Raw genomic sequence first — 23,288 nt, 5'->3', positions numbered from 1 at the left:
TCGCCCTGCCTTACACTGGCGAGGCGAGCCATCCATTCACGACCATGAACCAACCGATTACCGACTTCAAGCTCGACGCCAACGACAATTCGCCGCTGTACATGCAGCTGGCCCGCAAGCTGACCCAGGACGTGCGCGACGGCCGCTACCAGGCCGACCAGGCCTTGCCCTCGGAACGCACGCTGTCCGAGCAGCTCGACGTGTCGCGGGTGACGGCGAGAAAAGCGATCGACCAGCTGGTCGAGCAGGGGCTGGTGGTGCGCCGCCGCGGCTCCGGCAATTACATTGCGCCGCGCATCGAGCAGCCGCTGTCGAACCTGTCGAGCTTTTCGGAGCAGTTGCAGCAGCGCGGCTACACGCCGAATTCGCGCTGGCTGCGGCGAGAAATCGTGGCGGCCGACGCCGACGAACAACTGGCGCTGGGCCTGTCGCCCGGCGCCCGGGTGGCGCGCCTGGAGCGCCTGCGCCTGGCCGACGAGGTCGTGATGGCCTACGAGACGAGCGTGATTCCGGCCTCGGTACTGCCGCAGCCGCAGGAGGTGGCCAATTCGCTCTACGCCCACCTGGATGGCAGCGGCAACATGCCGGTGCGTGCCTTGCAGCACATCCGCGCCATGAACGCGCCGCTCGAGCTGGCGGCGAAACTGGGCGTGCCGGAAGGGCAGGCGGTGCTGTTCATCACCCGCGTCGGCTACCTCGAGTCCGGCGTGGCGGTCGAGCTGACGCATTCCTACTGCCGCAGCGACTATTATGATTTTGTGGCGGAACTCCGCCGAACCCCGGCGTAAGCTTTGGGTGCATAACCTTTCGTCATAACGACGGCCCTTCCTTTCATGGGAAAGCCTGCAAGATTGGTATTACACTGGTTTTATTGATAATCCGCCCGGACCGCTGCGCCATGCTCAACACCGAAACCCCAGCCCAGGACCACGCCCTGCTCGACCAGTACCCGACCGTGGAACTGGTGAACGTGCTGGTGGACGACCAGTTGAACGCCGTGAATGCCGTGCGCGCTGCTGCTCCGCGCCTGGCCGCCGCCGTGGCGGCCGCGCTGCCGCGCGTGGAAGCCGGCGGGCGCCTGATCTATGTCGGCGCCGGCACCTCGGGCCGCCTGGGCGTGCTCGACAGCGTCGAGCTGTACCCTACTTTTTCCTGGCCGCACGGGCGCGCCGTGGCCTTGCTGGCCGGGGGCACGGACGCCATGTTCGTCGCCGTCGAGGGTGCCGAGGACGATATCGTCCAGGGCGCGGCCGACCTGCGTTCCGTGAACGTGACCGCCGCCGACGTCGTCCTGCTCATCGCCGCTTCCGGCGGCACGCCCTATGTGCTGGGCGCCCTGCGCGCGGCGCGCGAGCTTGGCGCGCTGACGATCGGCTTTGCCAACAACCCGGATGCGCCGGTCGCCAACGAGGCCGAAATCGGCATCACCCTCGACACCGGCCCGGAAGTCATTTCAGGCAGTACCCGTCTGAAGGCCGGCACTTCGCAAAAAATTGCCCTAAACACTTTTTCGAGCGCCTTGATGGTGCGTTTGAACAAGGTTCATGGCAACCTGATGGTAGACTTGAAGGCGACCAACGCCAAGCTGGTGCTGCGCGCCATCCGCCTGACCTCGTTTGCCACCGGTGCCGACGAGGCCGCGGCGAGAAGCGTGCTGGAGCAGTGTGATTTCCACGTCAAGACCGCGATCGTGGCCTTGTCCAAGCAGATCAGTGTCGACCAGGCGCGCGCTTTGTTGGAAACGGCGCGCGGCAGCGTCCGCCAGGCACTGGCCGGGAGCGCCTGACAACACCGCCATGGCGGCGTTGCAGCGTCTCGCCGTACTCACGTACTGTCTTCGACGCTGCGCCTTGCCCTGACGCCGTTGTCAGGCGCTCCGGATGCAGCGGGGACATCTAGCAGGCATCCAACTTAACCGTTCCCGATCACGAAAGCGTTATGAAAACCTCGCAAGCGAAAAGTCCGTGGCTGTGGGTGCCGTCGCTCTATTTTGCCCAGGCCATTCCCTACGTTGTGGCCATGCAGCTGTCGGTCATCATGTACAAGGACATGGGGGTGTCGAACTCCGACATCGCCTTCTACACGAGCCTGCTGTACCTGCCCTGGGTCATCAAACCGCTGTGGTCGCCCGTGGTGGACATGTTCGGCACCAAGCGCGGCTGGACGGTGACGCTGCAGCTGGCCGTGGCCGCCGCGCTGGTGGCGGTGGGCGCCGTGCTGCACCTGCCGGCTTTCTTCATGGTCAGCCTGGCCGTGATGTGGCTGATGGCCTTCAGTTCGGCCACCCACGACATCTCGGCCGACGGCTTTTATATGCTCGGCCTGCGCCAGAAGGACCAGGCCGCTTTCGTCGGCGTACGCAGCACCTTCTATCGGCTGGCGACGCTGGCCGGGCAGGGCCCGCTGGTGGTGCTGGCCGGCTATCTCGCCGTCTCGCTGGGCGACGCCCACCAGGCCTGGTCGATCGTGTTCTTCGTGCTGGCGGGCCTGTTTGCCGCCGCCTTTGCCTGGCACCAGCTGGTGCTGCCGCGCCCGGAAAGCGACCGGGCCGTCTCGGCCGGCGCCAATCCGCTGCGCGAATTTTTCGGCACCTTCGGCGCCTTCTTCCGCAAGCGCGACATCTGGCTGATCCTCGGTTTTATTTTGACCTTCCGCCTCGGCGAAGCCCAGCTGCTCAAACTGGTGGCACCCTTCCTCAAGGACCCGCTCAGCGAAGGCGGCCTCGGCTTGACGACGGCGCAGTACGGGATTGCCTACGGCACCATCGGCATCATCGCCCTGACCCTGGGCGGGCTGGCCGGCGGCTACCTGATTTCGCGCCTCGGCCTGAAGCGCTGCCTGTGGCTGATGGTGTTCGCGGTCCACCTGCCCGACCTCGTGTTCGTGTATCTGTCGCAGGCCCAGCCGCAGAGTTTCGCCCTGATCTGCGTGTCGCTGGCCGTGGAGCAGTTCGGCTACGGCTTCGGTTTCACCGCGATGATGCTGTACATGATCATGGTCTCCGACGGCGAACATAAAACCGCGCATTACGCGATCTGCACCGGCCTGATGGCGCTGGGCATGATGGTGCCGGGCATGTGGAGCGGGGATTTGCAGGAATACCTGGGTTATAAAAATTTCTTCATCTGGACCTGCCTGGCGACGATCCCGGCCTTCATCATGGCGGCCCTGGTAAAAATCGATCCGGAGTTTGGGAAGAAGTGACCGCGCCTGCCCGCCTGGATTCGCTCGACGCCTTCCGCGGCTTCACGATTGCCGCCATGGTGCTGGTCAATAATCCGGGCGACTGGGCCAACCTGTATTCGCAACTGGCGCACGCCAAGTGGCATGGCTGGACGTTTACGGACACCATCTTTCCCTTCTTCCTGTTCATCGGCGGCGTCTCGATGGCGCTGTCGCTGGGCCGCCTCGCCGCCGCCGGCGCCGACAAGCCGCGCCTGCTGCTGAAACTGGCGAAGCGCGCCTGCCTCATCTTCCTGATCGGCTTCCTGCTGAACCTGATCCCGCATTTCAATTTCGGCACCGTCCGTATTCCCGGCGTGCTGCAACGCATCGCCCTGTGCACGCTGCTGGCCGCGCCGATCGTCGTCTATTGCACATGGCGGGCGCAACTGGCGATCATCGTCGTCTTGCTAGCCCTCTACAGCGCCCTGATGCTGTGCTACCCGGTGCCCGGCATCGGCGCCGGCGTGCTGGAGCCGGGCAAGGATTTCGGCGCGTACATTGACCGCATGCTGCTCGATGGCCACATGTGGGTGCAATCGAAAACCTGGGATCCGGAAGGCTTGGTCTCGACGCTGCCCGCCCTGTGCAGCCAGCTGTTCGGCGTGCTGGCGGGGCGCTTCCTGTTAAGCAAACTGAGCCGCATGGAGCAGACCGTCTGGCTGCTGCTGGCCGGCCTGCTGTTCGTCTGGCTGGGCGTCATCCTGGACGCCATCCTCATGCCGATCAACAAAAGCCTGTGGACGCCTTCGTACGCCGTGTTGATGACGGGCTGGGCATTGCTGGTATTCTCCGCCTTCTTCTGGCTGCTCGACGTGAACCCGTATGGGGCGCTGCGCGCGGCGGCGGCGCGCTGGACGCGTCCGTTCCAGATCTACGGCATGAATGCGCTGTTCATCTTCGCCTTCTCCGGCTTGGTGGCGAAGATGCTCGGCTTTATCAAGCTGGCCCAGCCCGATGGCGGCATGGTCTCGCTGGGGCGCACGCTGTATGCGCCGATCCGCGACTTACCGCTGGGCGCGGTGAACACCTCGGTGCTGTACGCGCTGCTGTTCAATGCCTGCATGTTCACGATCGCCTGGGTCATGTGGCGTCATAAATGGTTTGTCAAAGTTTAACGATCAATGAATAAAAAGGGAGCGGTAGTGCAACCTGATTTGAAAAAGCGCGCGATTGCGCTTGCCGGCGTGCTGGCAATGAGTGGCTTCCTGGCCAGCTGTTCGACCCCGAAGAAGGTCGCAACCAAGCCGGGCGGCACCATCGTTTCCAGCGGCAGCCTGCCGCCTGCCGCCCCGCGCGAATTCCGCGCCGCCTGGGTCTCGACGGTCGCCAACATCGACTGGCCGAGCAAGCAGAACCTGAACGCCGCCCAGCAGCAGGCCGAAGCGATCGCCATCCTCGACCGCGCCAGGGCGATGAACCTGAACGCGATCGTGCTGCAAGTGCGCCCCTCGGCCGACGCCATCTATCCCTCCAAGCTCGAGCCCTGGTCGGAATACCTGACCGGCGCCCAGGGCAAGGCGCCGCAACCCTGGTACGACCCCCTGAAATTCTGGGTGACCGAAGCGCATGCGCGCGGCCTCGAGCTGCACGCCTGGTTCAACCCCTACCGTGCGCGCCACGACGGCGCCCGCTCGCCGGCGGCGCCGAACCACATCACCCGCGCCAACCCGGCCGCCGTCAAACGCTACGGCAAGTTCATGTGGATGGACCCGGGCGAGGAATCGGCGTCGAAGCAGACGCTGGACGTGATCCTCGACGTCGTGCGCCGCTACGACATCGACGGCGTCCACATCGACGATTATTTCTATCCTTATCCGATCGAAGCGACCCCGACTGTCGCCGGCAACGAGGCTGCGCTCGATGGAATACCGGCGGGCAAACCCGGCGTCAAAGCCGAGCTCGACTTCCCGGACACCCCGAGCTGGGAGCGCTACCTCGCCCGTGGCGGCAAGCTCGACCGCGCGTCCTGGCGCCGCCAGAACGTCAACGATCTCATCGAGAACATGTACCAGGGCATCCACCGCGAAAAGAGCTGGGTGCGCTTCGGCATCAGCCCCTTCGGCCTGGGCCGTCCCGACCGCCGCCCGCCGGGCATCAATGGCTTCTCGCAGTACGACAAGCTGTACGCGGATGCCGAGTTGTGGCTGCAAAAGGGCTGGCTCGACTATTTCACGCCCCAGCTGTACTGGCCGCGTGCGCAGGCGGCGCAGGCCTATGACGTGCTGCTCGACTACTGGATCGGCCAGAACACGATGGGCCGCCACATGTGGCCGGGCCTGTTCACCAGCCGCATCGGCGCACCGACCAAGGACTACCAGCCGCAGGAAATCGTCGACCAGATCGACGCCACCCGTGCGCGCCCGCAGGCCGGCGGCCACGTACACTTCAGCATGATTGCGCTGATGCAGAATCGCAAAGGCATTACCGACCAGCTGAGCACGGGCAGCTACGCGACCCAGGCGCTGGTGCCGGCGACGCCCTGGCTGGGCAACGTCAAGCCGGGCGTGCCGCGCGTCAAAGCGGTGCGCAACGGCAAAGGCGTCGATCTGAAACTGACCGCGGGCAAGGCGAACGCGCTGTACACGGTGTGGGCGCGCCACGGCAACGAATGGCGTTTCAATGTCGTGCCGGCCTCGAAGGTCGAGTGGACGCTGGAAGACGACGCCCGCCTCGGCGCGGCCGACGCCGTATTCGTCGGCGCGGTCGACCGCCTCGGCATCGAGAGCGACCGGGTGCTGGTGTGGGGCAAGGCGTAGGTGTGACGCATACCGCGATGTGTGACGGAGGGACGTAGGGTGGACGGGTCTCCCGTCCACGCGTTCAACAGCCCTATGAAATTCCGCGCCGCCTCATCCGTTCGTTGAACGCGTGGACGGCATCACCGCAGCGGGCACGCGTATTGACGGGTAGAGCCGTCCACCCTACGCCCGGGCGACACGCCTACCATACATAAGCTCTGTTCATGCCACACGCGCCAGTATCCATTCAAAACGCATACCACCAGGACGTACGATCGCCCCATGTTGACTTCACACGCTGACCCCGGTTCCAGCATCGGCCTCGGCATCGACGCCGGCGGCACCCAGACCCGCTGGGCGCTGGCGTCAAACGACGGCGCCATCCTGGCCGAAGGCACGGTCGCCGGCCTGTCCGCCCTGCAGATGGGCAAGCCCGACGGCCGCGCCAGCGTCCACGCCACCTTCGCCGAACTGGCACGCGCGGTGCTGGGCGTGGCCCGCCCCGACCGGGTGCGCGCCGGGCTCACCGGTTTTGGCGGGGAAGGCGAGCAATTGCAGCGCTGGCTGGCCGAGCTGCTCGGCATTGCGCCGGGGGCGGTGGCGATGTGCAACGACATCGAGATCGCCTGCCGCGCCAGCTTCGCGCCGGGCGAAGGCTACCTGGTCTATGCTGGTACCGGTTCCATTGGCGCCTTCATCGACGCCGACGGCCAGTTCCACCGTGCCGGCGGGCGCGGCGTCGTGCTCGACGATGGCGGCGGCGGCTTCTGGATCGCGCGCGAAGCGCTGCGCCACATCTGGCGCAACGAAGACGAACACCCCGGCTGCTGGGAAGCGTCGCCGATGGCGCATGCCGTTTTTGATTACGTCGGCGGATCGGACTGGGCGTATTCGCGCCAGTTCATCTATGGCCAGGAAAGGGGAGAGGTCGGCAAGCTGGCGTTGGCCGTCGCCGCAACCTGCAAACAGGACCCGGCAGCGGCGGCGATCCTGGACGAAGCCGGCCGCGAACTGGCGCGCCTGGCGCTGGCGCTGATCCGGCGCTTCGGGCCGCGTCCGGTCGTGCTGGCGGGCCGCGCCGCGGAGCTGCATCCTTCGATCGCCGCCGCCATGCGCGCGTCGCTGCCGCCCGAGACGCAGCTGACGCAGACCGCCATGCGCGCCCACCACGCCGCCGCACGCCTGGCAGCCCTTGATGACAACCCGATTTAACTGTTTATGAGTGATGGACGCCTGATGAAAACCCTTGCAGCTACCCTCCTGATTGCCCTGCTGGCCGGTTGCGCGACCGGACCGAAAGGGATCGACACGACGTACAACGCCGTCGGCCAGTCCAGCCGCGTGCGCTTCCTGGTGCTGCATTACACCGTGGCCGACAAACCGGCCTCGATCAAGATCCTGACCCAGCAGCAAGTAAGCGCCCACTATCTCGTCACCGACGATCCCGAGCCCATCGTCTACCGCCTGGTGGACGAGAACCGCGCCGCCTATCACGCCGGCAACTCGAGCTGGAAGAACTACACTCAGCTCAACAACAGCTCGATCGGCATCGAGATCGTGAACGCCGGCTGGAAAGATACGCCGGCCGGCCGCGTGTTCGCGCCCTTCCCGCAGTCGCAGGTGAATGCCCTGATCCCGCTGATCAAGGGCATCGTCGAGCGCCACAAGATTGCACCGGAAAATGTGCTGGGCCATAGCGACATCGCCCCGCTGCGCAAGCAGGACCCGGGCCCGACCTTCCCCTGGTACCAGCTGGCGCAGGCCGGCCTCGTGGCTTGGCCGGACGTGAATCGCGTCGCGGCCGTACGCCAGGTGTTCAATATCCAGGCGCCGGACGCCTTCTGGTTCCAGAAAAAACTGGCCACCCACGGCTTCGCGCTGGCGCAGACCGGCGTGTTCGACCAGCCGACCCGCACCGTCATTGCCGCCTTCCAGATGAAATATCGTCCGGCGAACATTGCGGGCGAACCGGATGCGGAAACCGCCGCCCTGCTCGAAGTGCTGACCACCCCGGCGAACGCACCGCTGCCGGCCGTGCCGCCGCCGCCGGCGCCGATCTTCCGCCCGGCGCAGCCGGAGACCGTGCCGCTGAATCCGGGCGTGCCGCCGGTGCCGCCTGTGCCGGCCACGCCGGCCGTGCCGCCAGTGCCGCCAGTGCCGTCGACCGTACCGCCGGCCCCCGACGTACCGCCGCCGGCGCCGACGCCCACCGTGCCGCCCGCGCCCCAGGTTCCGCCGGTCCCGACCGCGCCGCCGCCCGTCCCGGTTGCGACGAGCCCACAATGACGGTCGCCGCCACCTCCGTTTCCCTGTATCCTTCGGCCCACCCGCGCCTTGCGCGGGTGTCTTGTTGAGGGATTGAAGCAATGCGCCTGCGCCATATCGAAGTTTTTCACGCCATCATGCAGGTCGGCACCATCAGCGGTGCCGCCCAGGTTCTCCATATTTCCCAGCCGGCGGTGACGAAAGTGCTGCAGCACGCCGAGCTGCAACTCGGCATGCCGCTGTTCGAGCGCGTGCGCGGCAAGCTCTATCCGAAGCCGGAAGCGCACCGCCTGTTCGCCGAAACCGAAAAGCTCAACCGCGACCTGCAGGGCATCCGCCGCCTCGCCGCCAGCCTGAAGGGCCGCGCCGTCGAGACCGTGCGCCTGGTGTCGACGCCGACCCTGGCCATCAGCGTGCTGCCGCAGGCGATGACCGCCTGGCGCCACGACTTCGCCCAGACCCGCTGCGAGCTGGCGACCTATCATACGAGCGAGATCGTGAACGCGCTGCGCCTGGGCGAGGCCGACCTCGCCCTGTCGCTGCAGGATCCGCGCCATCCCGGCATCGTCGCCGAGCCGATTGCCCAGGGCATGCTGACCGTGATGGCCCCGGCCGGCACCTGGAGCGAGGCCGAATGCGCGCAGCCGATCGGCCCGGAAGGCCTGACGGGCGAACTGATCGGCCTGGCCGACAACGACCCGCTCGGTGAGATGGTGGTCGCGTCCTGCGAGGCGGCGGGCGTCACGCCCGTGTTCCGCACCGTGGTGCAAACCTACCAGATCGCGCGCTCGCTGGTGGAAGCGGGCGCCGGCACGGCCGTGCTCGACCCGTTCACGGCCGCCTCGGCCAGCGCCGGCAAGGTGCAGTGCCGCCAGTGGGCGCCCGCGATGCCGGTCCAGCTGTATCTCTTGAGCGCCAGCCACGCGCCGCTGTCGCATGGCGCCCGCGAACTGGCCAATTGCATCGGCGCCACGGCCCGCGCCTGTCTCGAGAAAGGATGTCAGTAAACATGGATGTGCAAGGCCAGGCGACGACTTTCCCCAGCGTCGCCAGCGAAGACATCGCCGCCAGCCCGGAGTTCCGTCATTTGACGACGATCGCCGGCATCCGCGTCGACCTGCGCTATGCCAGCGCCAACAATTTCGTCGGGCGCGACCTGTATTCCCCCTTCGACTGTGCCTGGCTGCACCGCGAAGCGGCGTCCGCGCTGGAAACGGCGGTGGCGTATCTTGCCGCGCGCGCGCCCGGCCACACCCTCCTCGTGCTCGACGCCCTGCGCCCGCAGCGCGTGCAGCAGCAACTGTGGGATGCGTTGGACGGCACCGGCCTGCAGATGTACCTCGCCAATCCGGCGCGCGGCTCGATCCATTCCTACGGCATGGCGCTCGACGTCACCATCCTCGACCCGCAAGGCGTGGAACTCGACATGGGCACCGGCTTCGACGACATGACCGACCTGTCGCACCCGGCCCTGGAAGCAGGCTTCCTCGCCGCCGGCAAGCTGAGCGACGCACAAGTCGCCAACCGCCGCCTGCTGCGCGACGCCATGTTCGGCGCCGGTTTCGTCGGCATCAACACGGAATGGTGGCATTTCGACTGCGGCGACCGCGAACGGGTGCGTTCCACTTTCCGCCGGGTGCTATAAGCCGACACCTCGTCCCGCACCGGCTGCGCCTACGGTGGACTCGCTTCAGCGCAGTGCGCACGCTTGAGTTTTCTCAGCCTTCGTTCATTCCGCACCCCGGACAATCTCTCAATACCGACGAGAGGTTGATGCAGGGGCTTGACGCTCCAGTCCGCTTGACCTCTCTCGCAGGACCATTCTTCCAACGGACAAGCGAGGTGCGTGATGAAAAGCTTTATGGTGGCGGCTGTCGCGGGAGCGGCGCTGGCCGGTTGCGGCACGGTAGGGGGCGACATGTTCGCCGCGCAGGACCGGACGGTGGAATACGTCCGGGTGTTCGACATCAAGACCGACGCCCCTGCGCCCGCGGTGGTGCGCGCCGCCAGCGAGGGCATCAACCGCAACATCAACAACGCCACGCTGGCCACGCCGGTGCCTGAGGCAGCCGACCTGCAGGACCAGCCCGGCCGCTTCAAACTGGCCGACGCCCCCGGCACGGCGCGGGGGCCGAATTGCGACGGCGCCAGCTGGACCGCACAAGCCAGGCCCGACGTACGCGGCAGCCAGGACATGCAGGTCGTCGCCTGCCTCTATCCCTACAAGAGCGGCTACCACCTCGACATGTACGCCGCCTTCAGCAAGAAGGAAGGCGGCTGGCTTGCCTGGCCGCGGCGCGCCACCGGCATGGTGCTGGGCACGCCCGAAAAATACGTCGAAAAAACCATGCTCGACATCGTGCGCACCATCCGGCAAAGCACCAACGCCCAGGTGGCGCTGGTCGAAGCGAAACCCGACGTCGCCGGCGCGCCCTGGCTCGACCCGGCCGGCACCGCGCCGCGCAGCAGCGATACGGCCAAGCCCTGATAATTGAAATTTTCTTTCAGAATAGTCGATTTTTGAAAGAATATTTCAAGGCGGCCGCGTGCTTCCTGCGGTCTTCTTCCTGAACCGTGGAGCTGCGGCGGGTCTGCAGTGCTTGCATCAGTGCTTGCAACGGCGCTGCACCCCCGCTGACTCCAGCCTTTCCATGGAACTGTATGCCACCTTATGATTTCGAGTTGCTGTACAAAAGTATCCTTGCTGCCGTCGCCGCATCGGGGTCGATCGGGCAGCGCATGCATGCGGTTATCGACGAATGCGAACGGCAGTCGCCGCATGCGGACTGGGAACGCTTGCGCGCTATCGATTTCGATGCGGACCTACCGCTGCTGGAATCGTGGCTGGCCGACGCCTGGCGTGAAGGCGCGGTCCGTGCGGGCGACCGCGGACTGTGGTTCGGCCTGTTCAATCCGGTCGACGCGCAGGAGGGCGCGACCTCCGACATGTATTTGGCCAGTGGACCGTCCTACGACGGGCAATCGCTGGACTGGCCGGGCGAGATCGACCTGCGCGACGGCGTCAGCTACCTGCACTCGGCGGTGCTGGCGGCGATGTACCGCATCGCCTACGGCACGCCCGACGGCCTGAGGAACCAGGCCGAGTACCCGCTGGCGCTGACCTATGCGGCCATCGCGGCCCGCACCACGCTGGCGCAGGGCCTGCTGCCGGCGGAACTGGCCAGCCTGCGCGGCGCCGCGGCCGGCTTCGACGATGGCGATGCGCTGTCTATCGGCGAATTCGATAACCTGCGATTTTGCCTGCAGTTGCGTGCGGTCTGATTGCCAGCCAAGCGCCTGAGCTCAGACTGGCAATGAAGCCCATTGCGCTGAGTCCGGACGCTAAAGGCTGCACAACGGTTTCAGAACGCGTGGAGTCCTGACCCCACGCGGTTCTGCAGCCCGCCATACTGGAAAAGCCGGCAGGCCTTCTCACTCAGGGCAGGACGGCTACCGGCACGGCTGCCGATGCAGGTACGCCGGTCGCTGCCGGTACTGCTGGTGCAGCCGGCGCCGGCACACCCGAGCGCGCCACCCAGTCGACCAGGGCGTCGACCACGGCGCGTCCGCGTCCTTCTCCGGCCAGGTCATCATTGACCATGGCGACGACCACGTGCTGCACGCCGCTCGCATCCGGCACGTATCCGGCGACGGCGACGACATTGCGCAGCGTCCCCGTCTTGAGGCGGGCGCGGCCGGCGGCCGGGCTGCCGTTCAGGCGGCGGCGCATGGTGCCGTCCGTTGCCGCGATCGGCATGCTGGCCATGAATTCCGGCGCCCAGTTGCTGCGCAGGCCGGCGCGCAGCAGGCCGCCCATCTGCAGCGGGCTGATGCGCTCGAGGCGCGACAGGCCGGAACCGTTTTCGATCACGAGTCCCGTGTCGTCGATGCCGCGCGCGCGCATCCAGTTGCGCACCGCCGCGTCGGCGCGGGCGTGGGTGGTTTGCCCGTCAATCGCCGGCAGGCGCCGGCTGCCCAGCACCGGGTCCGCCTCCAGGGCGCCCATGCTCAGGAATACCGTGCGCGCCAGGGCGTTGTCCGACGGCTTATTGGTGTCGCGGACGATTTCCGGCAGGGCGCGCGCCTTGTGCTCGGCCAGCAGGCGCGCGTCGAGCGGGGCAATCCCCTCGACCGTCTTGCCGCTCAGCTTGCCGCCGAGCTGTTTCCACTTCAGGCGGAACAAAGCGTCGATGTAGTCGTCGCGGTCGAGCACGTTGATGCTGTTGGTCTTGGCGCACTCCTTCGGGTAGGTCCCGTGCAGCACCACCTGCAGCTTGCCGTCCTTGCCGCGCACCGCTTCGGGCAGCTTCCAGCCGTCTTCCCACTTCGCGCAATCGGCATCGACCAGCGTCATCTTCGAGGTGATCGTCACGCCCGCGAGGGCCGGCTGCATGTCGAGCGCGAGGCGTTTATTCGTCGAGCGCATGTCGATTTGCAGCATGTTCTTGTTAATCAGCAGCGCGTCCGGGATGACGTTGTAATAGGCCTCGGGCGACTCGTCGAAGGGCGGCGTGCCGACGTCGAGGCGCGCCGGCTGGAACAGCGCGCGGTCGAGCACCAGGTTGCCCTCGATGCGCTTGACGCCGGCATTGTGCAGGGCGCGCAGCATGCCCTCGAGCACCTCGCCAGACAGGTCGGCGTCGGCGCCGCCGCGCAGCACCAGGTCGCCTTTCAGCACGCCGTTTTTCACGTCTCCATTCGTCAGCAGCTCGGTGCGGCCGCGGAAGACCGGGCCCAGGTGCTCGAGGCCGACCAGGGTGGTCACCAGCTTCATCGTCGAGGCAGGCTGCAGCGGGCGCGAGGCCTCGTGCGCCAGCACCACCTGGTCGCCGCGCAGCACCAGCGCACCGACCGAGGTCGGGGGCAGGCCCTGTTCGGCCAGCACGCGCAGCACCGGTTCCGGCAACTCGGCGCGGGCGGCGGGCAGGCAGGAGAGGACGGCGGCAGCGAGGACGAGGTGACGAAACATGTGAAAACCTTAACCGAAGAAGAGGTAAGCGACGAAGATGGCGGCAATCACGCCGGCAAAATCGGCGAGCAGGCCGTAGCCGATCGCGTAGCGGGTCTTGCGGATGCCGACCGAGCCGAAATACAGGGCCACGATATAGAAGGTGGTGTCGGCCGCGCCCTGCAGGATCGCGGACAGGCGGCCGACGAAGGAATCGACGCCGTAGGTCGTCATCGCATCGATCATCATGGCGCGCGAACCGCTGCCCGACAGCGGCTTCATCAGCGCGGTCGGCAGGGCGCCGACGAAGTCGGTCGGCAGGCCGAGCTGGGTGAACACCCAGGTAAAACCGTTGACGATCAGGCCGAGGATGCCGGAATTGCGCACCACGCTGATGGCGACCAGCATGCCGACCAGATAGGGAATGATCTTCAGCGAGGTCTCGATGCCGCCCTTGGCGCCCTCGATGAAGGCCTCGAACACGTTGACGCGCTTGTAGAGCGCCGCGATCATGAAGGCGGCGATGATCGAGAACAGGATCAGGTTGGCGACCAGGATCGAGACCGCGCCGATCTGCGAGCGGTCCAGGAAGTTGGTGAGATAAAACACCATGCCGCCGATGATGGCCGTCAGGCCGCCGATCCAGCCGAAGATCACCGGGTCGAGCAGGTTGATGCGCTGGCGCAGGCTGACGGCGACGATGGCGGTGAACGTCGAGCAGAAGGTCGCGATCAGGGTCGGGATAAAAATGTCGGCCGGATTGGCGGCGCCGAGGATCGCGCGCTGGGCCATGATGGCCAGCGGGATCACGGTCAGCCCCGAAGTCTGGATCACGAGGAACATGATCTGGGCATTGCTGGCCTCTTCCTTGCGCGGATTGAGCGTCTGCAGGCTCTCCATTGCCTTCAGGCCGAAGGGGGTGGCGGCATTGTCGAGGCCGAGGATGTTGGCCGAAAAATTCATCACCATGTGGCCGTTGGCCGGGTGGTTGCGCGGCACTTCGGGGAAGATGCGCGAGAAGAAGGGGGCGATAATGCGGGCGAACAGGTTGATGGCGCCGGCCTTTTCGCCCACGTTCATGATGCCCAGCCACAGCGTCATCACGCCGGCCAGCGGCAGGGCGATGTCCATCACCGCCATCTTGGCCGACGAGAAGGTGCCGTCGATCACGCGTTTAAAAATTTCCGCATCGCCGAGAAACAACCATTGGGCAAGTGCGGCGATGAAACCAACGAGGAAGAAACCAGTCCAGATGTAATTCAGTGCCATGTGTCAGTCCGATAAGGCGGTGCCATGTTCAACAGCCGCGAATTGGTCACACCAGGGGACACGGCAGCTCATGCGCACGATTGTGCAGCGGAGAGTATAGGCGCAGAGCAAGCTGCAAGGATGAAAGAATGCAGCCGCGCCATGCGGAAAAGTTATGCGCCGCAGTTTCGTTTGCCCTGACCACGTGTCGCGCATATGATACGCAAGCTCATCGACGACCTGCCCCACATGACCCTCCGCACCGCCTTCTCTTCCCTGCTGTTGGCCTCCGTCACGCTGGCGCTGCCGTCGGCGGCGCAGGCGCCGGCACAGCCCGCTGCTCCGCAAAAAGTGCTGCGCCTGTTCCTCTCCACCAGCGAAACCGGCCTCGACCCGGCGGCCGCCTCGGACATCGCCACCTTGTCCCTGCTGGAAAACCTGTTCGACCCGCTGCTGCGCTACGACTACCTGGCGCGTCCAGTGAAGCTGCGCCCGAACACGACGACCGCCATGCCGGAAGTGAGCGCGGACGGCCGCACTTATACCTTCCGCATCCGTCCCGGCATCCACTTCACGCCCGACCCCGCGTTCAAAGCTAAAAAACGCGAGATGACGGCGCAGGACTACGTCTACAGCATCAAACGCCTGTACGACCCGACCCTGAAGTCCCCTTGGGCCTATATGTTCGACGGCAAAATCGTCGGCGACGAGGCGCTCAAACAGCGTTTCAGCGTCGACACCCCGGTCGAAGGCTTGAGCGCGCCGGACCGCTACACCCTGCGCATCCGCCTAAAAGAGCCGGACAATAATTTCCTGTTCTATATGGCGACGCCGGCCTCCAGCGTGGTGGCGCGCGAAGTGATCGAGGCCTATCCGGGCCAGGCCGGCAACCATCCGGTCGGCACCGGGCCCTTCATGATCGGCGAATGGAAGAGAAGCGACCGCATCGTGCTGCTGGCCAATCCGTATTCGACGGCCGTGTTCCAGGCCACACCAGGCAAGGATCCGGGAGACCAGGCGATCGCCGCCGCGCTGAACGGCCAGCGCCTGCCGCGCGTGGACCGGGTCGAGGTGAAAATTGCCGAGGAATTCCAGGGCCGCATGCTGGGTTTCCTGAACAGCGAATACGACTACCTCGAGCAGGTGCCGGAATCGATGACCGACATGGTGATCAGGGAGGGCCAACTGAAACCCGAGCTGCGGGCGCGCGGCATGCAGTTGTCGCGCTTCCCGGTGCTGCAGACCTATTACATGTGGATGAACATGAACGACCCGGTCGTCGGCGGCTACAGCAAGGACCGGATCGCCCTGCGCCGCGCGATTGCGCTGGCCTACAACGGCGCGGAAGACATCGCCCTGCTCAAGCGCGGCTTCGCCATCAAGGCCGAGTCGCCGCTGCCGCCCAACGTGCTCGGCTACGACCCGCATTACCGCAGCCCGGTGCCCCATGATCCGGCCCTGGCCAACGCTTTACTGGACCGCCACGGCTACGGCAAGCGCGATGCGGAAGGGTTCCGGCGCGCACCCGATGGCAAACCGCTGACCCTGACCATGCACAGCGAGGCCACCGTCGGCGGGCGCCTGCGCGACGAGCTGTGGAGAAAATGCCTGAACGCGATCGGGCTGCGCGTCGTGTTCAGGTCGGACAAGAAGACCGAGATCATCAAGGCTTCGCGCCTGGGCAAGGTGACCATGTTCGAGAGTAACTGGATTGCCGACTTCCCCGACGGCGACAATTTCTACCAGCTGCTCTACGGCCCGAACGCGGGCCGCGCCAACTATGCGCGTTTCAATTTGCCTGCCTACAACGAACGCTACGAAGCGGCCCGCCAGCTGACCGATGGCCCCGTGCGCCAAAAGCTGTATTTCGAGATGAACCAGCTGATCCACGCCTACAACCCCTGGGTGCCGCTTACCCACCCGGTCTCGGCCGATATCCGCCACCCGTGGCTGAAAAACTACAAGCGCCATCCGGTGGAATTGACGTCCTGGCGCTACCTGGACATCGATGTTGCGGAAAGGGCACGTTTGGCCCGGCAGCGCAACTAGATCCGTCAATTTTCCTTCTATAAACATTCCGGGAAGTTATACTTCCCGCCGGTTTATTCATTGGATGGCGCTGGAGGCCGGGCGTACTCTCGGAAAAAAACCATGCTGCAATGTAATGACATTGCGGCGAACAAAGCGACGCATTGCCGCACATATTCAAGATCGCACCCCTTAGGAGAGACGCGTGAAGTTAAAGAAGCTAGCACACCTGATTGCCCTCATCGGGGTAGTCGGCCCAGCAGTTGCTCAGGAAACGCAACAAACCACCCCGATGGCACGCGTCGAAGTCACCGGTTCGAGCATCAAGCGCATCGCCAAGGAAGGTGCGCTGCCGGTCGAAGTCATCTCCCGCAAGCAGCTTGAAGAGCAGGGCATCGTCACCGCCGAGCAGCTGATCGCGACCCTGAACATCAACGGCAATGGTTCCGACAACCTGGCCTCGAACGCCGACGTCACCTCGGGTGCCCAGCGCGGCAACAACGGCGCCTCCTCGGCCAACCTGCGCGGCCAGGGCGCCGATTCGACCCTGGTGCTGCTCAACGGCCGCCGCGTGGCGACCCACGGCATGAAGGGTTCGGCGGTCGACCTGAATTCGATCCCGATGGCGGCGGTCGAGCGCATCGAAGTGCTGAAGGACGGCGCCTCGGCGATCTACGGCACCGACGCGATCGGCGGCGTGATCAACTTCATCCTGCGCAAGAACTACGAAGGCCTGGAAGCGCAAGCCTTCACCGACGTCACCGAAGCGGGCGGCGGCAACATCCACCGCGCCTCGCTGACCGGCGGCTTCGGCGACCTCGACACCAACGGCTTCAACGTGCTCGTGACGGCGGCCCACAGCCGCAACGAAGCCCTGCGCGGCGACCAGCGCGACTTCGTCAACACCTTCCAGCCTGACCGCGGCGTCTCGGTCGATACCCGCGGTTCGCCGTCGGCCAACATCTTCGCCACCACCGTCGCTCCGTCGCTGCTGTCGCGCACCGGCACCGGCCCGACCCTGCCGGGCGGCACGGTCGCCTTCAACGGCATCAGCCTGCTCGACCTGCCGGGCGGCGCAGGCTGCGACAGCATCGACGGCATGGGCCCGTACGATGAGAAGCTGTGGGACACGCCGGGCGCCGCCTACGGCTGCGCCTGGGATACCGGCCGCGCGGCCGTTCTGCAGCAGCCGGTGAAGAGCACCAATGGCCTGGCGCGCGCCACCTTCAAGGCCGGCGACCACCAGCTGTTCGCCGAAATCGTCGGCTCGCAGACCGACGTCGCCAAGCGCTTCTCGCCGAACCAGATTTCGCCGGGCGGCACGACCTTCAACGGTACCTCGTTCTACCCGAGCACGGGCCAGTACTACAACCGCGTGTACGACGCGCTGGTCAAGGTGTTCCCGACGGTCGCCGCCAACCGCGGCCTGCCGATCGCCTACCGCTGGCGCTGCATGGAGTGCGGCAACCGCGAAATCGAAACCGAATCGAAGGCAGGCCGCCTGCAGGTGGGCGCCGACGGTCCCCTGAGCCTGGGCGCCCTGGGCACATTCGACTACCGTGTCGGCCTGTCGCGCGCCTTCAGCGAGTCGCAGTCGACCCTCGGCAGCGGCTACAACTACACGGCCGCCCTGGCCAACGCCCTCGGCACCGGCAAGATCAATCCCTTCCTGCTGCCTGGCGAAACCCAGACCCAGGAAGCGCTCGACCTGATCCGCTCGACCTCGGCCGAAGGCGTGGTCCTGTACGGCGGCAAGACCGTCCTGACCCAGCTCGACGCCGCGCTGTCGGGCGAAGTCTATCGCCTGCCGGCCGGCGCCGTGATGGCCGCCGTCGGCACCGACCTGCGCCGCGAAGAGTACAAGTTCAACGGCGACGCCCGTGCGGCGAATGCCCGTCCGGTGATCCTGAACGCACCGTTCGACGACACCAACGCACTGGACAACGTGCACCGCGACATCAAGGCGGTCTACGCCGAAGTGCTGGTGCCGGTCACGAAGGCGCTGGAAGTGACCTTCGCCGGCCGCCACGACCATTATTCGGGCTTCGGCGGCACCTTCAACCCGAAAGTGTCGTTCCGCTACCAGCCGGTCGCATCCTTGCTGTTCCGTGGTTCGTACAATACGGGCTTCCGCGCGCCGTCCTTCAACCAGCTGTTCAACGGCGTGACCGAATCGCCGTATGCCGGCAAGGACCTGGCCGATCCGGCCAAGTGCCCGACCCTGAAGGTCGACAGCACGAAGCCGGGCTGCGAGTCCGTCAACCCGATCACCCTCACCGGCGGCAAGAGCACCCTGGGACCGGAGACGGCGAAGCAGGCCTCGCTCGGCGTCGTGTGGGAACCGGTCGCACGTACCTCGTTCAACGCCGACATCTGGGAAGTGCGCAAGGAAGACACGATCGATTCGTTCAACCTGGCGACCATGCTGGCGAACTACAACCTGTTCGAAGGCTCGTTCCTGCGTGATCCGGCAACCGGTAACCTGGTTGCGGTCGACCAGCGCTGGATCAATGCCGGCGAACGCATCACCCGCGGCCTGGAACTGGGCGCGCGCACCGGCGGCAACTGGCAAGGCACCGTCTGGGGCGTCGGCATGGACGGCTCGCGCCTGCTCAAGAAAACCTCGCGCGCTACCCGCAACGCCACGTTCAGCGAAAGCGAAGTCGGCAAGTTCACCTTCACCGGCGACCTCGGCCTGAAGTGGAAGCACACCGCCTACGTCACTGCCAAGCGCGGCGACTGGAGCGGCCTGCTGCAGAACGTCTACCGTTCGGGCTACAAGGACCAGGTGCTGCCGGGCGTGGCCAGCGGCCGTGTCGTGCCGTCGAACTACGATCCGAAAGTCGATGCGTATTCGATCTTCAACGCCAGCGTGAGCTACAGCGGCATCAAGAACCTGACCCTGACCGCCGGCATCAAGAACCTGCTGGACGAAGATCCACCGTTCGCGATCACCTACGACAGCAACTCGGGCGCCGGCAGCAGCTGGGAGCCGCGTGTGGCCGATCCGCGTGGCCGTGCGTTCACGCTGACCGCGAACTACCGGTTCTTCTGATCGCACTGTCGCGCAAGGTGTAATCTGGCCCGCGGAAGAAGAAGGCATGCCTTCTTTCTCCGCGGGTTTTTTCATTCCACATCGAACCTGCATGCCCTTCAACCCGACGCTCAGCCGCCGCGCCTTTGCCTCCCTGCTGGCAGCTGCCAGCGCCACTGCGCTGCTGCCGGCAGCGGCACTGGCCGCGCCGCGCAAACGTCCCGCATCACGTTTACGTATGAAGCCCCTGATCAAACCTCCGCGCCTGCGCCAGGGCGATACCGTCGCCCTGATCGCCCCGGGCGGCTACGCCACCGAAAAATCGATCGCCAAGGCACGCGCGAACATCGAAAAACTGGGGTGCAAGGTGCGCGAAGGCGCGTTTCTGCGCGAAGTGCACGGCAACTACGCCGGCACCGTGCACCAGAGATTGCTGGACCTGCACGCGGCGTTTGCCGATCCGGAAATTAAAATGATCTGGCCGATCCGCGGCGGCTCCGGCTGCATTTCCCTGGTGGCCCACCTCGACTACGCGCTGATTCGCGCGAATCCGACGATCTTATTGGGCTACTCCGACATCACGGCGCTGCACCTGGCGATCCATCGGCATGCGGGCCTGGTGAGCTTCCACGGCCCGGTCGCCTCCTCGACGATGAGCGATTATTCGCTGGAACACATGCTGGCGGTGCTGTCCGACCCGCAGCCCGAATACACGATTCCGATGGCGCTGGAAAACAGCCGGCGCGCGCTGGAGGCGCCGCATTTCGCGATGCGCACCGTACACAGCGGCGTCGCCACCGGACCCCTGATGGGCGGCAACCTGAGCATGGTGGCGGCGCTGGCCGGCACCCCGTACGCGGCCGATTTCAAGGACAGCATTCTGTTTCTGGAAGAGGTCAACGAGGCGCCCTACCGGATCGACCGCTGGCTGACCCAGCTCGACCTGTCCGGCGGCCTGTCGAAGGCGGCGGCGGTCATGGTCGGCATCTGCGAGGATTGCGGGCCCGAGCACGAGGAGATTTCGCTCACGCTCGACCAGACCCTCGACATCCACCTGCAGCCATTGAAAGTGCCGGCGGTGACCGGCTATTCGATCGGCCACATCCGCAACCAGTTCACGATTCCGGTCGGGCTGCGCGCCACGCTGGACACGGGGCGGCAGACGGTGACGCTGCTGGAGCCGGCGGTCACGTAGGGTGGGCGGCTCCACCCGGCACGGCGCATCGACGCGGCTCTCGCGCCGCTCACGCGTTCAACCGGCCGTAGAAACGCCGCGTTTGTTCACGAGGTGGTCGAACGCGTGAGCGGCATTGGTGCAAGGTGTAGGCCAGCCGTCGGGTGGAGCCGCCCACCCTACCTCGGCTACTCCGCCAGTTTGAAGTCGAAATACACCGGATACACCATCTCGCAGGGCTGGCCCTGGCAGCGCGCCGGCTTGTACTCGTGCACCATCGCCAGTAGCTGGACGGCGTTCACCATTTCCTGCCTGATCACGCCATGGGTGCTCACGTTCTTCGGCTTCCCGTCCTTGCCGACCAGGACATGCATGGCGAGCTGGCCTTCGGAGGGGCCGAGGGCGCGGTTGAAGCGGTGGATGTTTTCGAACAGGACGCGTTCGCCCCATTTCGGGAAGGGCGGTTCGTCGCCGGCTTCGAGTGCCGGATAGTTGGCACGCAAGGCATTTTGCTGGGCCGGGGTCATTTCGGCCCAGCTGGTGTCCACGGGCAGGTAGGCCACCACGTGGTTCTGGCGCACATGGGTGCCGGTTTTGGCCCCGGTGATGGCGTGGCGGCCGCTTGCTGTCTCCAGCACGGGCGCGCCGGCAACCCGGCCGTCCTGGAAACTGCCCTCGAAGCTGCGGCCGCTGCCGGCATACACGATCCTGCCCTGGCCGTCGAAGCGGTCGTTCTTCCATTCGCCCGTATAGCTGCCGCCGGTGGCGAAGCTCGCCTCGCCGCGGCCATGGCGCTTGCCCGCGACCCAATCGCCGGTATAGCGCGACAGGTCGGTGTGCACGCGGGTGCCCTTGCCGTGCGCCAGGCCTTCGGCGACCTCGCCTTCGTAGAAGCCACTGCTGCCCGGATACGCGAACTTGCCCCGTCCGTGCGGCACGCCGTTCCTCACGGTGCCGGTATAGGTGTAGCCGGGCGTCGTCAGCACCGCTTCGCCGCCGGGCTCGCCGCGCACCAGCACGGCGTCCAGCCTCGCCTGGCCCGCGTCCGTTTGCCAGGCCAGCACGCCCTTACCGCTGGCGTAACCGTCGGTGCAGGCGCCGCTCCAGCTCACCGCCTGGGTGGGCGCGGGCTGGACGGGAGCGATACGGCAGTCGGCCGCGCCCAGCCAGGCCGGCTCGGCGGCCTGGGCGGGAGCGTGGAATGCGGCGATGATGGAAAGAGCGGCAAGGGAAATCGGGGAGCGGCGAACCAGGTGCAGATGCATGGCGGAACCCTTTATGTGAGGTAAAACAATGCTTGCTCGCATCATTATGCGTCGACTTTTGGTTTCAAGTAAAGCAACAAAAAAGTAAAAGGAGGGGTGGCGTTCCAGGCCTATGCGACATGAATACGTAGGCGAACCGAGCGCCATCGACACCGAACGGCAAGCGGTGACGCTGCTGGAGCCCGCCGTCAGCCGAGGCCGGCGACGTGCTTCAGTCCGCGACCGAGAACACGAAGGTGAACGGGAAGATCATCTCGCAAGGCTCGCCCTGGCAGCGCGCCGGCGAGTACTGCTCCAGCATGAACAGCTGGGACACGGCGCGCACCAGCGCCGGGTCGGGCGCGCCAAAGGTCGTCACCTTGAGCGGCTTGCCATCCTTGCCGACCAGGACATGCACGCCAAGCTTGCCCTCGACAGCGCCCAGGGCCACGTTGATGCGCTGCACGCCATCGATCAGCGCAGCTTCGCCCTTCAAGGGAAAGGGCGGTTCGTCTCCCGCCTCGAGCGCCGGACAGAGCGAACGTACGGTGTTTTTCTGGGCCGGCGTCAGCGCGCTCCAGCTGGGCGTCAAAGGGATATTGCTTCTGATCCGGTCTTGCGTGGCGGCGCGACTGCCGTGCGCCCGCTCCTTGATCGCATACTCGCCGTTGTCGAGCTCGGGTGCGGGCAGGCCGGCAACACGTCCATCCGCGAACAGGCCCTCATGCGTGCGGCCGCTGCCTGCATACACGATCCGGGCCTTGCCCATGGAACTTGTCGTCCTTCCAACCGCCGATATAGCTGCCGCCGGTAGCAAAAGTCGCTTCGCCCCAGCCGTTGCGTTTGCCGTCGCTCCATTCGCCGGTATAGCGCGCGCGGCCGAGGGAAAGATAGATGCCTTTCCCATGCTGCTTGCCCGCTGCCACGTCGCCTCCGTACCAGCCCTTGTCTCCTGCGTATTCGAAGTAGCCTGTGCCGTGCGGCACGCCATTCCTGAGGGTGCCGGTATAGGTGTAGTCCTTGGTCTTCAGGACAGCTTCGCCACTGACGACGCCCGCCACCAGCGTGGCTTCGAGGCGGATCTTGTCGAACGAGGCGGTACGCCAGGTCAGCACGCCCTTGCCGCTGGCATGACCGTCCTTGCAGGCGCCATCCCAGCCGACGGCCTGGTTCGAGGGAGCGGGCTCGAGCGCCGCGATGCGGCAATCGGGTGCGCCCAGCCAGGCGACATCGGCGGCGAGTGCGGGTGCACCGCAGGACAGGATCAGGAAAGACAGCGAAGAACGGCGAATCCAGCGCGGGTGCATGGCAAATTTCTCAGTGAGGCAAACGATGCCTGATTGCATCATTATCAGCCTCATGTTGATTTTAAGCAAACTCCGGG

The 23,288-nt window shown here is 65.7% G+C and carries 18 protein-coding genes and 1 pseudogene; 14 read left to right on the top strand and 5 right to left on the bottom strand.

From position 1 onward, the window contains the following. Window positions 1-44 precede the first annotated feature (44 nt). The 11 genes and pseudogenes from ACWCIA_RS04580 to ACWCIA_RS04530 all read left to right on the top strand — a co-directional run bounded on the left by ACWCIA_RS04580 (window position 45) and on the right by ACWCIA_RS04530 (window position 11,510). Window positions 45-788 carry a GntR family transcriptional regulator gene (locus ACWCIA_RS04580; RefSeq protein ID WP_454161368.1) on the top strand — a complete coding sequence of 248 codons (744 nt, stop codon included), beginning with the start codon at window positions 45-47 and terminating at the stop codon, window positions 786-788. A gap of 110 nt (window positions 789-898) precedes the next feature. After that, entirely contained in the window at window positions 899-1,786 is an 888-nt protein-coding gene (gene murQ / locus ACWCIA_RS04575) for an N-acetylmuramic acid 6-phosphate etherase (RefSeq protein ID WP_454161367.1), read from the top strand. A 152-nt stretch (window positions 1,787-1,938) separates the two neighbouring features. Then, window positions 1,939-3,204 carry an MFS transporter gene (locus tag ACWCIA_RS04570; protein ID WP_454161366.1) on the top strand — a complete coding sequence of 422 codons (1,266 nt, stop codon included), beginning with the start codon at window positions 1,939-1,941 and terminating at the stop codon, window positions 3,202-3,204. Next, a complete protein-coding gene (locus tag ACWCIA_RS04565; protein WP_454161365.1) occupies window positions 3,201-4,340 on the top strand; it encodes an acyltransferase family protein in 1,140 nt (379 codons plus the stop codon). Before ACWCIA_RS04570 ends, ACWCIA_RS04565 begins: the two co-directional genes overlap by 4 nt. A gap of 27 nt (window positions 4,341-4,367) precedes the next feature. Next, window positions 4,368-5,981, top strand: coding sequence for a family 10 glycosylhydrolase (locus ACWCIA_RS04560; protein WP_454161364.1), 1,614 nt, complete (start codon window positions 4,368-4,370; stop codon window positions 5,979-5,981). 264 nt (window positions 5,982-6,245) lie between these two features. Continuing rightward, window positions 6,246-7,175, top strand: coding sequence for an N-acetylglucosamine kinase (locus tag ACWCIA_RS04555; RefSeq protein ID WP_454161363.1), 930 nt, complete (start codon window positions 6,246-6,248; stop codon window positions 7,173-7,175). Between the two features lie 24 nt (window positions 7,176-7,199). Further along, window positions 7,200-7,970 (top strand): annotated as a pseudogene (locus ACWCIA_RS04550) (N-acetylmuramoyl-L-alanine amidase); the annotation flags it as partial. Window positions 7,971-8,329: 359 nt separating this feature from the next. Then, on the top strand, window positions 8,330-9,235 hold the full coding sequence (locus ACWCIA_RS04545; protein WP_454161362.1) for a LysR family transcriptional regulator: 906 nt from the start codon (window positions 8,330-8,332) through the stop codon (window positions 9,233-9,235). Between the two features lie 2 nt (window positions 9,236-9,237). Then, window positions 9,238-9,873 carry a M15 family metallopeptidase gene (locus ACWCIA_RS04540; RefSeq protein ID WP_454161361.1) on the top strand — a complete coding sequence of 212 codons (636 nt, stop codon included), beginning with the start codon at window positions 9,238-9,240 and terminating at the stop codon, window positions 9,871-9,873. A 204-nt stretch (window positions 9,874-10,077) separates the two neighbouring features. Beyond that, complete coding sequence (locus ACWCIA_RS04535) at window positions 10,078-10,716, top strand: hypothetical protein (protein ID WP_454161360.1); 639 nt, start codon at window positions 10,078-10,080, stop codon at window positions 10,714-10,716. Between the two features lie 251 nt (window positions 10,717-10,967). Continuing rightward, window positions 10,968-11,510, top strand: a complete 543-nt coding sequence (locus ACWCIA_RS04530; protein ID WP_454161719.1) for a hypothetical protein — start codon at window positions 10,968-10,970, stop codon at window positions 11,508-11,510. Window positions 11,511-11,664: 154 nt separating this feature from the next. Here ACWCIA_RS04530 and dacB read toward each other — a convergent pair whose 3' ends face one another. Both dacB and ACWCIA_RS04520 read right to left on the bottom strand, forming a co-directional pair. Next, entirely contained in the window at window positions 11,665-13,197 is a 1,533-nt protein-coding gene (gene dacB / locus ACWCIA_RS04525) for a D-alanyl-D-alanine carboxypeptidase/D-alanyl-D-alanine endopeptidase (protein WP_454161359.1), read from the bottom strand. Window positions 13,198-13,206: 9 nt separating this feature from the next. Then, entirely contained in the window at window positions 13,207-14,445 is a 1,239-nt protein-coding gene (locus ACWCIA_RS04520) for a nucleoside recognition domain-containing protein (protein ID WP_454161358.1), read from the bottom strand. 195 nt (window positions 14,446-14,640) lie between these two features. Between ACWCIA_RS04520 and ACWCIA_RS04515 the strand changes: the two genes are divergently transcribed. The 3 genes from ACWCIA_RS04515 (at window position 14,641) to ACWCIA_RS04505 (ending at window position 20,681) form a co-directional block, all read left to right on the top strand. Next, window positions 14,641-16,473, top strand: coding sequence for an ABC transporter substrate-binding protein (locus tag ACWCIA_RS04515; RefSeq protein WP_454161357.1), 1,833 nt, complete (start codon window positions 14,641-14,643; stop codon window positions 16,471-16,473). Between the two features lie 271 nt (window positions 16,474-16,744). Further along, window positions 16,745-19,507 carry a TonB-dependent receptor domain-containing protein gene (locus ACWCIA_RS04510; RefSeq protein ID WP_454161356.1) on the top strand — a complete coding sequence of 921 codons (2,763 nt, stop codon included), beginning with the start codon at window positions 16,745-16,747 and terminating at the stop codon, window positions 19,505-19,507. A gap of 91 nt (window positions 19,508-19,598) precedes the next feature. Next, the gene (locus ACWCIA_RS04505; RefSeq protein ID WP_454161355.1) at window positions 19,599-20,681 is read left to right on the top strand and encodes a S66 peptidase family protein; all 1,083 of its coding nucleotides are present in this window, start codon (window positions 19,599-19,601) and stop codon (window positions 20,679-20,681) included. Window positions 20,682-20,848: 167 nt separating this feature from the next. Here ACWCIA_RS04505 and ACWCIA_RS04500 read toward each other — a convergent pair whose 3' ends face one another. The 3 genes from ACWCIA_RS04500 to ACWCIA_RS04490 all read right to left on the bottom strand — a co-directional run bounded on the left by ACWCIA_RS04500 (window position 20,849) and on the right by ACWCIA_RS04490 (window position 23,211). Beyond that, window positions 20,849-21,925 (bottom strand): MORN repeat-containing protein, encoded by a 1,077-nt coding sequence (locus tag ACWCIA_RS04500; protein WP_454161353.1) that lies wholly within the window; start codon window positions 21,923-21,925, stop codon window positions 20,849-20,851. Between the two features lie 211 nt (window positions 21,926-22,136). Further along, a complete protein-coding gene (locus tag ACWCIA_RS04495) occupies window positions 22,137-22,673 on the bottom strand; it encodes a hypothetical protein (protein WP_454161351.1) in 537 nt (178 codons plus the stop codon). Further along, on the bottom strand, window positions 22,627-23,211 hold the full coding sequence (locus ACWCIA_RS04490; protein ID WP_454161349.1) for a hypothetical protein: 585 nt from the start codon (window positions 23,209-23,211) through the stop codon (window positions 22,627-22,629). The genes ACWCIA_RS04495 and ACWCIA_RS04490 overlap by 47 nt, the downstream gene beginning before the upstream one ends. Window positions 23,212-23,288: the final 77 nt, after the last annotated feature.

It is taken from the genome of Massilia sp. SYSU DXS3249 (assembly GCF_053668055.1).
The sequence above is the reverse complement of the archived record's forward strand: the minus strand, read 5'-3'. Positions and strand labels throughout refer to the sequence as shown.